This is a genomic window from Parasutterella secunda, from assembly GCF_024733725.1.
GTDB classification, from domain to species: Bacteria; Pseudomonadota; Gammaproteobacteria; order Burkholderiales; family Burkholderiaceae_F; genus Aphodousia; species Aphodousia faecalis.
The window spans coordinates 222,678-235,442 of sequence record NZ_JANRHP010000001.1 but is presented as its reverse complement, the minus strand read 5'-3'; the positions used below and the strand labels follow the sequence as shown (position 1 = coordinate 235,442).

General features: G+C 47.9%; 15 protein-coding genes. 14 read left to right on the top strand and 1 reads right to left on the bottom strand.

Annotated features, from left to right (window positions below):
* Nucleotides 1-22: 22 nt before the first annotated feature.
* The 7 genes from NW199_RS01085 (at nucleotide 23) to NW199_RS01055 (ending at nucleotide 5,391) form a co-directional block, all read left to right on the top strand.
* Complete coding sequence (locus tag NW199_RS01085; protein WP_258333347.1) at nucleotides 23-1,804, top strand: cation:proton antiporter; 1,782 nt, start codon at nucleotides 23-25, stop codon at nucleotides 1,802-1,804.
* Nucleotides 1,805-1,829: 25 nt separating this feature from the next.
* A complete protein-coding gene (locus NW199_RS01080) occupies nucleotides 1,830-2,261 on the top strand; it encodes an NfeD family protein (protein ID WP_258333346.1) in 432 nt (143 codons plus the stop codon).
* 22 nt (nucleotides 2,262-2,283) lie between these two features.
* A complete protein-coding gene (locus tag NW199_RS01075) occupies nucleotides 2,284-3,264 on the top strand; it encodes an SPFH domain-containing protein (protein WP_258333345.1) in 981 nt (326 codons plus the stop codon).
* A gap of 73 nt (nucleotides 3,265-3,337) precedes the next feature.
* Nucleotides 3,338-3,814 (top strand): hypothetical protein, encoded by a 477-nt coding sequence (locus NW199_RS01070; protein ID WP_258333344.1) that lies wholly within the window; start codon nucleotides 3,338-3,340, stop codon nucleotides 3,812-3,814.
* On the top strand, nucleotides 3,804-4,316 hold the full coding sequence (locus NW199_RS01065; RefSeq protein ID WP_258333343.1) for a hypothetical protein: 513 nt from the start codon (nucleotides 3,804-3,806) through the stop codon (nucleotides 4,314-4,316). Before NW199_RS01070 ends, NW199_RS01065 begins: the two co-directional genes overlap by 11 nt.
* 10 nt (nucleotides 4,317-4,326) lie before the next feature.
* Nucleotides 4,327-4,833, top strand: a complete 507-nt coding sequence (locus tag NW199_RS01060) for a hypothetical protein (RefSeq protein WP_258333342.1) — start codon at nucleotides 4,327-4,329, stop codon at nucleotides 4,831-4,833.
* Between the two features lie 3 nt (nucleotides 4,834-4,836).
* Nucleotides 4,837-5,391 carry a hypothetical protein gene (locus NW199_RS01055; RefSeq protein ID WP_249091829.1) on the top strand — a complete coding sequence of 185 codons (555 nt, stop codon included), beginning with the start codon at nucleotides 4,837-4,839 and terminating at the stop codon, nucleotides 5,389-5,391.
* Between the two features lie 41 nt (nucleotides 5,392-5,432).
* Here NW199_RS01055 and smpB read toward each other — a convergent pair whose 3' ends face one another.
* A complete protein-coding gene (gene smpB / locus NW199_RS01050; RefSeq protein ID WP_022472191.1) occupies nucleotides 5,433-5,882 on the bottom strand; it encodes an SsrA-binding protein SmpB in 450 nt (149 codons plus the stop codon).
* 186 nt (nucleotides 5,883-6,068) lie between these two features.
* On the opposite strand from smpB, the gene ttdA reads away from it, so the two are divergent.
* From ttdA to NW199_RS01015, 7 genes are all read left to right on the top strand, one after another.
* Nucleotides 6,069-6,971, top strand: a complete 903-nt coding sequence (gene ttdA / locus NW199_RS01045; RefSeq protein ID WP_258333341.1) for a L(+)-tartrate dehydratase subunit alpha — start codon at nucleotides 6,069-6,071, stop codon at nucleotides 6,969-6,971.
* Nucleotides 6,968-7,585: a L(+)-tartrate dehydratase subunit beta gene (gene ttdB, locus NW199_RS01040; protein WP_258333340.1), complete on the top strand. Its 618-nt coding sequence runs from the start codon at nucleotides 6,968-6,970 to the stop codon at nucleotides 7,583-7,585. Before ttdA ends, ttdB begins: the two co-directional genes overlap by 4 nt.
* Nucleotides 7,586-7,655: 70 nt before the next feature.
* Nucleotides 7,656-7,964, top strand: coding sequence for an RnfH family protein (locus NW199_RS01035; protein ID WP_258333339.1), 309 nt, complete (start codon nucleotides 7,656-7,658; stop codon nucleotides 7,962-7,964).
* A 124-nt stretch (nucleotides 7,965-8,088) separates the two neighbouring features.
* A complete protein-coding gene (guaB, locus tag NW199_RS01030; protein WP_022472619.1) occupies nucleotides 8,089-9,555 on the top strand; it encodes an IMP dehydrogenase in 1,467 nt (488 codons plus the stop codon).
* A 107-nt stretch (nucleotides 9,556-9,662) separates the two neighbouring features.
* Nucleotides 9,663-11,228, top strand: a complete 1,566-nt coding sequence (guaA, locus tag NW199_RS01025) for a glutamine-hydrolyzing GMP synthase (protein ID WP_258333338.1) — start codon at nucleotides 9,663-9,665, stop codon at nucleotides 11,226-11,228.
* 229 nt (nucleotides 11,229-11,457) lie between these two features.
* A complete protein-coding gene (locus NW199_RS08830; RefSeq protein ID WP_258333337.1) occupies nucleotides 11,458-11,715 on the top strand; it encodes an Arm DNA-binding domain-containing protein in 258 nt (85 codons plus the stop codon).
* Nucleotides 11,716-11,718: 3 nt separating this feature from the next.
* The gene (locus NW199_RS01015; protein ID WP_444964437.1) at nucleotides 11,719-12,660 is read left to right on the top strand and encodes a tyrosine-type recombinase/integrase; all 942 of its coding nucleotides are present in this window, start codon (nucleotides 11,719-11,721) and stop codon (nucleotides 12,658-12,660) included.
* Nucleotides 12,661-12,765: the final 105 nt, after the last annotated feature.

Genomic DNA, 12,765 nt, shown 5'->3' with positions numbered 1-12,765 from the left:
TTGCTTTTTTAGGACAAAACCCGTGCACCACGAATTTGCACTGATTGCGACCTTGGCCTGGGGGCTCGGTTTGGCTCTGGTTTTGGGGTTCGCAGCCACTAAAGTCAAACTTCCCGCTTTGGTCGGTTACCTTTTAGCCGGTGTTTGTATTGCACCGACTACACCGGGTTTTGTCGGTGATATGGACTTGGCCGCAGAACTTTCCGAAGTCGGTGTCATGCTCTTGATGTTCGGTGTCGGTCTGCATTTCTCTTTAACCGATTTGCTCCGAGTGAAAACGGTTGCCTTGCCCGGCGCCATTATTCAGATGGCTATTGCGACGGCTATCGGCATGGGGATGGCTCACTGGTGGGGCTGGAGCTGGGGGGAAGCTTTCATTCTCGGTTTGTCCCTGTCTTGCGCTTCAACGGTTGTTTTGATGAAGGGCTTGGAAGCCAAAGGGTGGTTGCAGCGATCAAGAGGTCAATTGGCTGTCGGTTGGCTTGTTGTTGAAGACTTGGTCACGGTTCTTCTTTTGGTGCTTTTGCCCTCCATTGCGACTTTCTTTAAAGGTGAAGCGCCCGGAGACGGATCACTTACCGTTGCCATTTTGGAAACGACCGTATTGATTATCGGTTTTATAGCATCCATGCTCGTGATCGGACGTCGTGTTTTGCCGTGGGTGCTTTTCCAAGCCGTCAAGACCGGTTCTCAAGAAGTCTTTACATTGTGCGTGATCGCCATTGCCATTGGTGTCGCATACGCTAGTGCGCAGATATTTAACGTTTCCTTCGCTTTGGGTGCTTTTTTTGCAGGCATGATGATGCGTGAGAGTGAATACTCTCATCGAGCCGCGTTGCAAACCCTACCCCTTCAGGACGCCTTCTCGGTGATCTTCTTCTTGGGCGTGGGAATGCTCTTTAACCCGATGATCATTATCGAAAATCCTTTGCATGTATTAGGGATTGTTTTGGTCATCATTGTCTGTAAGAGCATTACGGCCGCTGTGTGGGTGAAAGTGATGGGCCGAAGCTATAAAGACGCGCTCACAGTCGGCGCGGCTTTGGCTCAGGTTGGGGAATTCTCCTTTATTTTGGCTGGATTAGGTTTAAATCTTGGCTTATTGCCTGAAGAAGGAATGTCGCTGATTTTGGCCGGCGGGATTATCAGTATCGCTTTAAATCCCTTGTTGTTTGCGTTGGTTGAACCCGTTCATAAGCGCTTTTTCTTAAAAGAGAACCCGGCAACAGAAGAAGATGAGGAAGATCTTGAAGAAGAAAAAGCGGCCAAGCGTGATCGCGTTATCATCATTGGCGCCGGTGTGTTGGGGCGTGAGCTTGCCGAAGGGCTAATGGCTAAAAAAGTCGATGTGGTCATTATTGAAAAAAATATTGAGCGTTCGATGAAAGAAGAGTTAGGGGATCACTTCATTTTGGGTGACGCCATGCAAAAGCAGACGCTGGAGTTTGCCGGTATTGAGCGAGCAAGATGGGTGGTTGTGTCTACGACCGATCCGGTGATCGCGCGTAAAGTCGTTGACGTGGTCGGTGAAACCGATCCGGAAGTTCGAGTCGTTGCTATCGCTGATAAGACGGGCGAAGAAAAGCTCTTTTTGGATACAAATGGGGAATTGCCCTTGCATTTGGAGCATCTATTGCAGTTGCGCCATGAAGCGGCGAAAACGATTTTGAGTTACGTTTGCGGGCCTCGTGGTTTGAGGGCAGTTTCCAAGGTTAAACGTCCGCCCGAAAAAGACAGCAAAGAGACGAAAGAGCCTAAAAGCGCTAAAGTTATAAAGGAGCCTACTCAAGCTGAGGCACAATAGGGCTGAAGCAAGAAGGATAAAGACTATGACATTAAGTGCAGCGACCCTTTGGTTAATTTTGGCAGCTCTTTTAGGCATCATTGAGCTGATTGCCACGACGTTTTATTTGTTGGTTTTGGCGGCCGCTGCGCTAGTAGCCGCCGGTGCCGCATGGTTTGGAATGGAGCTTGAATGGCAGATTTCGCTTTTTGCCGTGATTGCTATCGTTGGCTCTATATGGGTGCGACGCATTCGTTCCATTCCAACTAAAAGCGACGCACAGGCCGAAGCTCTTCAAAATCTGGACCAAGGCCAAATTGTCTACGTTAATGCCTGGGATGAGGCAGGTTGCGCAACGGTTCAATATCGCGGTGCCGATTGGCAGGCCCGAGTCTTAGAAGGTGAACCCCGCACTCAGGGAGCGTACGTTATTGTGCGTGTTGAGGGTAGCGTTTTGTATTTAAAGAAATCATCTTGATAAAAGCAATGGAATAAAAAATATGAGCGGTTTCATGATTTTTACCCTGGTACTGGCTGTTTTGGCCATTGTATTTGCCTTTCAGGCTATTAAAGTTGTTCCGCAGCAATCCGCCTGGATTGTGGAACGTTTGGGGAAATTCCACGCCGTTTTATCCCCCGGACTTAATGTCGTGATTCCCTTTATTGATAGGGTCGCCTACAAGCATTCGCTCAAGGAAATTCCTTTGGATACACCGAGCCAAGTTTGTATCACCAAGGACAATACGCAGTTGTCTGTTGACGGTGTTCTCTTTTTCCAGGTCACCGATCCGATGCGCGCAAGCTATGGTACGAGCAACTATGTGATCGCCATTACTCAACTGGCTCAAACCACTTTAAGAAGTGTGATCGGTAAGATGGAATTGGATAAAACGTTTGAAGAACGCGATCTTATTAACCGTTCTGTTGTCAGCGCGATTGATGAAGCGGCTCTTAACTGGGGTGTGAAGGTTCTGCGTTATGAAATTAAGGATTTGACGCCGCCTGCTGTGATTTTGCAGGCTATGCAGCAACAGATTACGGCAGAGCGCGAAAAGCGCGCTGTGGTGGCGGCTTCTGAGGGTCGTAAGCAAGAACAGATTAACTTGGCAACCGGTGCCCGTGAAGCGGCTATTGCAGAATCGGAAGGTGAAAAACAAGCGGCGATCAATAAGGCTGAAGGTGAGGCGGCCGCAACCTTAGCGATTGCCAAGGCAACCGCTGAGGCGTTAAGACAGATTGCTGAAGCCACCCGTGCTCCGGGCGGCATGGATGCCGTTAACCTTAAAGTGGCTGAGCAGTACGTGCAAGCCTTTGCTCAACTTGCCAAAGAAGGCAACACAATCCTTTTGCCTTCAAATATGAATGATATGGGGAGCATGATTGCCTCGGCGATGAGCATTATGCGAAACACGGATCCGAAAACGGTCTCGACCGAAGTCACTAAGCCCGTTGTGCCCTCGATTTTAAATACCAAGTCGTAGTAAGATACGGCACGTTACATAGGGGAAGCATTTGGTAAGCTTTCCCTATTTCATTGTTTTTACAGGCCATCTCATGACCAATCAACTTGATGTCCGGCCCGAGGCTGTGCACTTGAGCAATCCGGCAGAGCTTTTTTCCTTTTTTGACGGCTATCTGGATTACACACTCGATTTTATGCAACAGGCCAAAGACGCAGAAGCTTTCAGTAACTCTATTTCAGAACATGCGTTGTTTCTGACGACAGCTTTCACTCAAAAAATTCCGATGTTTTTTGTTGATGAAAAAGACTTTGGGGATAATCTGAGCACGAGACTGAAAAAGTCACTTCAAAAAGACGATTTGGTTCTTGAAAACTCTGCAATCCTTTTGAAGGCCAAAACGGAAGATTTCGTTTTTTACGTGGCGACCTTAATGGTTCAGCAGTTCATGGAGTTAATAAAGGACTGTGAAGAAAAGCAAGACAGTCCTGCTGTTTTTGAACTCCGTCGAAACGCCTTTGTTCAAGATTGGGTAAACCGTTTTTTAGGTATGGAAAAATATGCCGAATAACCAAGAAACAAACACAGAAGTGCATCAAGAAAGCGCTCCACAATTTGATCTTTCTGATGTGTCGGTGCTCACCGAGTTATTCGAGGTTGTGCTCTACGATGTTGTCAGGCGATCCAATATGGTCTCATCTTCGCAATTAAAGCAAGAAGAGGCGGTGGCCATGGATAAGCAATCGGCGGCCTTCCTTTCGGCTGTTCTGGCTGGCAAAAACGAACAATTTATCGCAAAGCCCTATTGGACGGGAGATCCTTTGGCCGGTTACTTAAAGCTCTACATGAAAGAGCGTTTTGAGAAAGTGGGCGTCACGGAAAAGGAACTTGCCGATACACGTGCTATTTTGCAGGCGGCATGCTTTGAATTTATATGCGACGTTTATGCGTTAATGAAAAAATTTGCCCAATTGGAATCGGCTGAAGGTTTTCAATCTGAGGGAAAACGCTTGTGTCTGATGTGGGCCGAGCGGATGTTGGGTCTAAAAGAAACCGATCCGATTCAGATTTAAGAGGTAAGCCGTGTCCTGTCCATTGCGTTACGCAACAAAGCGCCAAGTGGCCCCTAACATTGCTTCTTATCCGGTCGCAAGAAGTGTTGTGGCTCAAGCCGTGCGCAATACTTGGGATCGAGCACTTAAGGTCAGCGCCGAAAAGATGACGATGCAGGAGCTCGAGCAAGCGAATTTGGATTTAGTGCTTTGGCTTCAGGACACCTTTAGCGGCGCCAATACGCATTTTTCCTGTGAAAGTGAATTTAACGAAAAACGTTTGCCTGAGCTTTTGCGCGAGTCGATGGCCGAGGAGATTATTCTTTTTAATCCGGCCGCCGATATCCACGAAAACGAATCGTTGATGTTTTCGGTCTTTGCATATTTCGTTTCCGAAATTTATGTTTTATTGAAAGAGGCTGATGTTGCGAATGCCGGATTGGACGGCAATCCGCGGGTAGAGGCCTTTATTGATTTATGGAGCTTGCGTTTGACGGGGGCGCCCGTGGCAAGTGATTTTAAAAAAGAGGAGTATTGATCAATGAGCTGCAGTGGAAATTGCTCTTCCTGCGGAAGTGATTGCCAAAAACAACCTTTGCGCCATCCGAATATCACCGGTGCCATTTTGGGACAATTTATGATGGAAATGGCTATGCGTTCACAGAAAAACGCTGCCGGTGAAATCACCGAGGATGTCATGGATGACATGGATCGCAAGACCATGAATTGGCTTGGCGCAACTTTCAGCGGAAAAAATGCCCAATTTGAAATTGATCCGCAGTGGTATCCGGTGGGTGTAGCCGGCAATCTAAGAATTAAGCTTGGAACAGAGCTTGCTCAGGCCGCTGGCGGCAAGTTGCCCGAGGATAATGCTACGTTGATTTATTCAGCCATGGCTGTTTTTATGGCGGAAGTTTACGACACGCTCGCCGTGGTGACGAAAAAGGGGGTAGAACCCTTGGGGGAAGTGCCGGCGCCGGAGATGCTTGCGCTACTTAAACGTTGGACAGAAATGTTGGTGGGCTATGAGCTTCAGTGGCGAGATCCCGCTCAAAAAACAGAAGACTCGGAAAAAGAGAATATAGAAAATAAATAAGCCGCCTCTTAGAGACGGCTCTGACAGAAGCTTCAAGGCGCTTACCTTGAAGCTTTTTTCATTAGACGTTCCCGATCGCGATCCCATTGTTTTTTGCTTTCATCAGCACGTTTTTCATACTGACGTTTGCCTTTAGCTAGCGCGACAGTCAGCTTCACCCGTCCGCGCGTAAAGTGCATATCCAGAGGAATGAGAGCGTAACCTGCCCGCTCTACCTTACCGATCAATTTATTGATTTCACGGGAATGCATCAATAATTTTCTCAAGCGGGTAGGATCCGGTTTAGTGTGTGTGCTGGCCGTCTTCAGTGGAGTTATGTGGGCGTTTAAGAGAAACAATTCCCCACCGCGGATAATGACATGGGCCTCTTTGATTTGCGCACGCCCCTCACGGATGGATTTAACCTCCCATCCTTCGAGCACGAGGCCTGCTTCGTGCTTTTCTTCTATGTAGTAATCAAAAAGAGCCTTACGGTTGACGATATTGGCCACGGTATTCGTACTTCCTGAATGTTCAAACAGGGACACATTCTACCAAGGCCTTACATTTTGAGGAAAATCAGAGTGTCATTTGGCTTTACACGAAATGCTGTTGACGCTGGTAACTTGCTTTTTTTAACATTCAAAATGGCGTCTTGGGGACGCGAATTTTCGTCAATTTTAGGAAAGAAGAACATCATGGAAAATCAAGCTGAACTCGTTAAAAAGTTCACCGACGTGATGGCAGACTTCACGGCTTATTTTGGCAAACATCTTCCCGATGATGTCCAAGCAAAGCTTGAAGAATTGCGTGCCGAACAAACGACGGATATGGCCAAGATTATTTACGACGCGATGTTTAAAGACATTGCTTTAGCCAAGGAACTCGATCGTCCGATGTGTCAGGACACGGGCGTTATCCAGTACTTTATTGAAGTCGGTGATCGATTCCCGATTTTGGGAAAAATGCAGCAAGCGCTCGCGGAGGCTACGCGCCGGGCAACGGTACAGGCTCCTCTTCGCCACAACGCGGTTCAAATTTTCGATGAAAAAAATTCCGGCAACAATACCGGTCACCGCATCCCTTGGATTGATTGGGATATCGTACCCGATAGTGATGAGTGCGTGATTTATGCCTACATGGCCGGTGGCGGATGTTCTCTTCCCGGAACGGCTAAGGTTTTGATGCCTGTGGAAGGTTATGAAGGCATTGTGCAATACATCTTCGATACGATGGTCGAGCGCGGCATCAACGCGTGCCCGCCGGTTTTGGTGGGTGTCGGTATTGCCGGCAGCGTTGAAGTGGCTGCTCGTTTGTCCAAGAAAGCCTTGATGCGTCCGGTTGGTTCTCATAATCCCAATCCTCGCGGAGCAGAAATGGAACGTTTGCTCGAAGAAGGTCTCAATAAGTTGAATGTCGGACCCGGTGGCCTGACCGGTGTCAAGAGTGTGATGGGTGTCAACATTGAAGATGCCGCCCGTCATCCTTCATGCTTGGCTGTGGGTATTTCGATGGGTTGCTGGGCACACCGCCGCGCCGCCATTAAGCTTCATGCGGATATGAGCTACGAACTCTTGTCTTACAAGGGAGTTAGATTATGAGCAAAAAAGTTCTGACAACACCGATCCAAGACAAGGATTTGGAAGATATCAAAATCGGTGATGTGATTTATTTGACTGGCTACCTTGTGACGGCACGCGATGCCGCTCACACGCGCTTGGTGAAGTTGGGTCGCAAGTTGCCTGTGGATTTGAGAGGTAAGGCGATTTTCCATGCCGGTCCGATCATGGTGCATCGCAAAGATGATCCGACGAAGTTTGATGTCGTCTCCATTGGTCCGACAACCTCAATGCGTATGGAAAAATTCCAAAAGCAGTTCCTAGAGCAAACCGGTACAAAACTCATTGTCGGCAAAGGCGGCATGGGACCGAATACAACAGCCGGCTGCAAAGAAACCAAAGCGTTGCATTGCGTTTTCCCCGGCGGTTGCGCCGTGGTGGCTGCGGAGTGCGTTGAAGAAGTGGAAGACTGCCAATGGCCCGAATTGGGTATGCCTGAAGCCATGTGGGTGATGCGAGTGAAAGAATTCGGACCGCTCGTGGTCTCCATTGATACGCACGGCAATAACCTTTTTGAACAAAATAAGAAACACTTTAATGAACTGAAGAATCCGATTGTTGAAGAAATCAACAAGCACGTGAGCTTCATTCAATAACCGTTTTGGTTAAAATGCACCTCGGCTTGGTTTGTTGCCGGCCGAGGTTTTTTGTTTTTGGAGATTGAGAATGCAAGTAACTGTCGTTCGGCTTGATCGTGATGAGGTTTTTGTAAAAACGCTAGAGCTCCCCGAAGGCACTACTTTGCAGCAAGCCGTCCAAGAGGCCGGTTGGACGGTAGGCAACAACCAGAAATTAGCTCTTTGGAATGTACTGAAGGATCCGCAAACAAAAATTTCAGAAGGCGATAGGATCGAGATTTTGCCTGCTCTGACAGTAGATCCCATGACAGCCAGACGGTTGCGTGAAGAAAAGAATCAAAAACCCGAAAATGTATTAATTCGTGGCCGCAATGGTGGAAAACATCGTCTGCTTTGATTGAAAATATCGCTATTTTAGTTGCGAAAATCTCTAGAAATAAGTTAAAATACATCGTTAATCTTTTTACGCCATTCTCCATGGCGATGCCGAATTTTTTCTACATTTTTCGACTGAGGTTAACATGCGCATTAGACAAAAGGCACTGACTTTTGATGATGTGTTGCTCGTTCCGGCACACTCTGAAGTTCTCCCCCGTGACACCGTTCTGACCACCAAAATCACCCGCGAATTAAGCTTGAACATTCCGATGGTTTCCGCTGCTATGGATACCGTGACGGAATCAGGTTTGGCTATTGCTTTGGCTCAAGAAGGCGGTATCGGTTTTATTCACAAAAATATGAGCCCGAAGCAGCAGGCAGCTGAAGTGGCTCGTGTGAAGCGTCATGAAGCCGGTATGGTGGCCGATCCGATTACGGTTACTCCGGGTATGACAGTCGGTGAAGTGATTCGTTTGAGCCGTGAACGTCACATCTCCGGTTTGCCGGTTGTCGATGACAAGCGTGTCTTGGGTATGGTGACTTCCCGTGATCTTCGCTTTGAAACGCGCATGGATATCCCGGTGTCCCAAATCATGACGCCGGCCGATCGTCTCGTGACAGTTCGCGAAGGCGCCAGCCTCGAAGATGCCAAGCGCTTGATGCATCAACATCGTGTCGAACGTGTTCTCGTGGTCGATAAGGACTTTAACCTCACGGGCTTGATGACGGTAAAAGACATTATCAAGGCCGGTGAACACCCGAATGCTGCCAAAGACTCCCACGGTCGTCTGCTTGTCGGTGCCGCTGTTGGTGTCGGCGCGGGCACGGAAGAACGCATTGAATTGATGCTTGAAGCCGGTGTTGACGTGATTGTGGTTGATACCGCTCACGGTCACTCTCAGGGCGTTTTGGATCGCGTGGCTTGGGTGAAGAAGAATTACCCGCAACTGCAAGTTATCGGTGGCAACATTGCTACCGCTGAAGCTGCCCGCGCATTGGTTGACGCCGGTGCTGACGGTGTCAAGGTCGGTATCGGACCGGGTTCTATTTGTACGACACGTATTGTGGCCGGTGTTGGCGTCCCGCAAATCACGGCCGTCTCTGACGTTGCTCAAGCTTTGGAAGGCACAGGCGTTCCGTTGATCGCCGACGGTGGCATCCGCTTCTCCGGCGACATCGCCAAGGCTTTGGCCGCCGGCGCTTACGCTGTGATGATGGGTGGTATGTTTGCCGGCACAGATGAAGCTCCGGGTGAAGTCGTTCTCTACCAAGGCCGCTCTTTCAAGAGCTACCGCGGCATGGGCAGCTTGGGCGCTATGACAAAGGGTTCCGCCGACCGCTACTTCCAAGACAACAATTCCGGCAATATCAGCAAGTTTGTTCCGGAAGGTATCGAAGGTATGGTGCCCTACAAGGGACCGCTCTCTCAGATCGTCTACCAGATGATTGGCGGTTTGCGCTCTTCGATGGGCTATTGCGGTTGCCGCACTGTTGAAGAAATGCGTCAACGTGCCGAATTCGTTGAAATTACGGCCGCCGGCTGGCGTGAATCTCACGTCCACGACGTAAGAATTACGAAGGAAGCCCCGAACTACCGTCAGGAACAATAAGTTTCGGTAGCCATTTTTGATGAATAAACAGGCGCGAGTTGAGTTTAATCTGTAAACTTACTCGCGCCTTAATGATTTTTGTTTTTTAATTTTTACGACAAACGACCATGACTCACGATCGTATTCTTATTTTGGACTTCGGTTCTCAAGTGACGCAATTGATTGCCCGTCGCGTGCGCGAAGCTCACGTTTACTGCGAAGTGCATCCCAATGACGTCTCCGAAAGCTTCATTCGCGAATACAATCCGAAAGGCATCATCCTTTCCGGTTCTCATATGAGCGCTTATGAAGAAAGCACGGATCGAATTAGCCAAGCGGTTTTTAACGCGGGTGTGCCTATTTTGGGTATCTGCTACGGCATGCAAACCATGGCTCAGCAATTGGGCGGTAAGGTGGAAAATGTCGGAAAGCGTGAATTTGGCTACGCCGAAGTGAAAAACCACAACAATTCCGAATTGCTCAACGGCATCGAAGATACAAAGAATGAAGCCGGCGAATCCATCATGAAGGTGTGGATGAGCCACGGCGATAAAGTCACGCAGTTGCCCGAAGGCTTTAAAGTGATGTGCTCAACGCCTTCTTGCCCCATCGCCGGTATGTGTGATGAAACCCGTCACTATTATGCGGTTCAATTCCATCCTGAAGTAACTCATACGCTTCAAGGCCGTCAAATCCTCAACCGTTTTGTTCTCGATATCTGTAAGGCAGAGCCTTCCTGGATCATGGGTGACTATGTGAAGGAAGCTGTTGAGCAAATTCGTGCGCAAGTCGGAGATGAAGAAGTTATCTTGGGTCTTTCCGGTGGCGTTGACTCTTCCGTGACCGCTGCGTTGATTCACAAGGCCATCGGCAAGCAATTGACCTGTGTGTTCGTTGATAACGGTTTGTTGCGTAAAAATGAACGCGAACAAGTTCGTGAAACATTTGAAAAGAACATGGGCTTAAAACTCATTGTGGTTGACGCCGTTGACCGTTTTATGGGTGAATTGGCCGGTGTTACCGATCCTGAACAAAAGCGCAAGATTATCGGCCGACTTTTTGTTGAAGTTTTCCAAGAAGAAGCCGCCAAGCTGCCCAATGCCAAGTGGCTTGCACAAGGAACGATTTATCCTGATGTGATTGAATCGGCCGGTGCCAAGACAAAGAAAGCGAAAACAATTAAGAGCCACCACAATGTTGGCGGCTTGCCGGATACGTTACATCTGAAGTTGCTTGAACCGTTGCGCGGTCTATTTAAGGATGAAGTCCGCGAATTGGGTGTTGCTTTAGGTTTGCCGGCTGAAATGGTTTATCGTCACCCCTTCCCGGGACCGGGTTTGGGTGTCCGCATTTTGGGTGAAGTCAAGAAGGAATATGCCGATCTGTTGCGTGAAGCCGATGCGATTTTCATTGAAGAACTTCGTAATGCCGGTTTTTATGACAAGGTCAGTCAAGCCTTTGTGGTATTCCTTCCTGTCAAGAGTGTGGGTGTAATGGGCGACGGTCGTACTTACGAATGGGTTGTCAGCTTACGCTCTGTTGAGACTAGCGACTTCATGACGGCCCGTTGGTCTCATTTGCCCTATGAGTTATTGGGTAAGGTTTCCAATCGTATCATCAATGAAGTACGCGGTATTAACCGTGTTTGTTACGATATCAGCGGTAAGCCGCCTGCCACGATTGAATGGGAATAATTCAAGCACCTGAACTAGCTTGAAAAGAGCAGAAAAGGATTGAAGTCAACTACTTGATTTTCAATCCTTTTTTTCATAAATGCAACAGAAATTTCTAGCAATAGTTCGCAACCCCTAGCAAAGAAAAATCGAGGTATTTAAAAGGGTATCAAATAAGGGGTCGAGGTATAAAATCGGAATTTGTCAACGAGCTACATTTCGATACCTCGACTCAATTGGAACCCCTGAAATGCTTACCAATTCGTACCTAAAAAACCTAAAACCTAAGTCAAAGGCATACAAGGTATCTGACCGTGATGGTCTCTATGCCGTTGTCCTTCCTTCCGGATCCATCTCATTTTGCTACAACTATCAAATCAACGGACGTAATGAAACCGTTACACTTGGATTGTGGAAAAAACAGGTGACACTGCAGCAGGCAAGAGAAAAGTTGATAGAAGTAAAAAAGCTAAAAGATTCCGGACTGTCACCTGCCCTTGAGAAATAACGAATCAAGAACCACGTAAGAAATGAAGAATCTGTACAGGTTCTTGTAGACCGTTTTCTGCAGCATGTAAAGTGGGCAAAAAGTACTCGCGATCGGAAGATGTATGTTATCCGCAATGAACTCCTACCTCGTTTCGGTCGTTATGGTTTGTCAGAGATTCAGTTTCCCGATATTTTGACCGTGATAGATGAGATTAATATCAAACGTCAAGCTCCGGCAACAGCAATCGAATTTCGAAATCTCTTGGCACAACTTTATGACTTTGCAAGAGATCGCGGTCTTCAGGTTGAAAACCTTGCGGCCAGAATCAGGCCTTCCAGTATTCATACTTTTCAGGCGAGAGATCGTGCCTTATCCGGCACCGAAATCGGTGCTTTGTATCACAGTATGAAACAGGTGCCGGTCACGCCGGTTATGAAGCATGCTCTGAAACTTCTTTTATTGACAATGGTTCGAAAAGGGGAGCTGCAAGGGGCCACTTGGGATGAAATCGATTTTGAAGAAAAGACCTGGACCATTCCCAAGGAGCGTATGAAAATGCGTCGCCCTCATATTGTGTATTTGTCCCGGCAGGCAATGGATATCCTTTTAGGCCTTCAATATATGGGAGGTGGATCTCAGTATGTTCTTCCAAGTCGTTACGATGAGGATAAGCCTCTGGCCGCTTCAACATTTAATAAAACCTGTTTGAGTTGTGTGACGGTTGCTCAGGAAAAAGGCTGGGATTTAAGGCGCTTTAATCCACACGATTTAAGGCGAACCGCGAGCACGATACTTCATGAAGCAGGGTTCAATAGTGATGTTATTGAGAAGTGTTTAGCGCATGAGCAAAAGGGTGTTCGGGCTGTCTATAACAAAGCTGAATATGCTAAGCACCGAAGAGAACTGCTTCAGGCCTGGGCAGATATGATTGACAAGTTTGTTGAAAACTTTGGCGGGAAATAGGATAAAATCTTGCGTCCGCTTAAGCGGGGAGGCGCTCAAGCGAGGGATTGACCGTTTCCCGGTATCGGTCAATCATCGTTAGGAATAGTTCCTAACGGTTGATAA

What these genes read in the sequence shown, in the direction of transcription:
- NW199_RS01055 (WP_249091829.1), top strand. Translation starts at nt 4,837, where the DNA reads ATGAGCTGCAGTGGAAATTGCTCTTCCTGCGGAAGTGATTGCCAAAAA.
- NW199_RS08830 (WP_258333337.1), top strand. Translation starts at nt 11,458, where the DNA reads ATGCTTACCAATTCGTACCTAAAAAACCTAAAACCTAAGTCAAAGGCA.
- guaB (WP_022472619.1), top strand. Translation starts at nt 8,089, where the DNA reads ATGCGCATTAGACAAAAGGCACTGACTTTTGATGATGTGTTGCTCGTT.
- NW199_RS01065 (WP_258333343.1), top strand. Translation starts at nt 3,804, where the DNA reads ATGCCGAATAACCAAGAAACAAACACAGAAGTGCATCAAGAAAGCGCT.
- ttdA (WP_258333341.1), top strand. Translation starts at nt 6,069, where the DNA reads ATGGAAAATCAAGCTGAACTCGTTAAAAAGTTCACCGACGTGATGGCA.
- NW199_RS01070 (WP_258333344.1), top strand. Translation starts at nt 3,338, where the DNA reads ATGACCAATCAACTTGATGTCCGGCCCGAGGCTGTGCACTTGAGCAAT.
- NW199_RS01035 (WP_258333339.1), top strand. Translation starts at nt 7,656, where the DNA reads ATGCAAGTAACTGTCGTTCGGCTTGATCGTGATGAGGTTTTTGTAAAA.
- NW199_RS01080 (WP_258333346.1), top strand. Translation starts at nt 1,830, where the DNA reads ATGACATTAAGTGCAGCGACCCTTTGGTTAATTTTGGCAGCTCTTTTA.
- ttdB (WP_258333340.1), top strand. Translation starts at nt 6,968, where the DNA reads ATGAGCAAAAAAGTTCTGACAACACCGATCCAAGACAAGGATTTGGAA.
- NW199_RS01075 (WP_258333345.1), top strand. Translation starts at nt 2,284, where the DNA reads ATGAGCGGTTTCATGATTTTTACCCTGGTACTGGCTGTTTTGGCCATT.
- guaA (WP_258333338.1), top strand. Translation starts at nt 9,663, where the DNA reads ATGACTCACGATCGTATTCTTATTTTGGACTTCGGTTCTCAAGTGACG.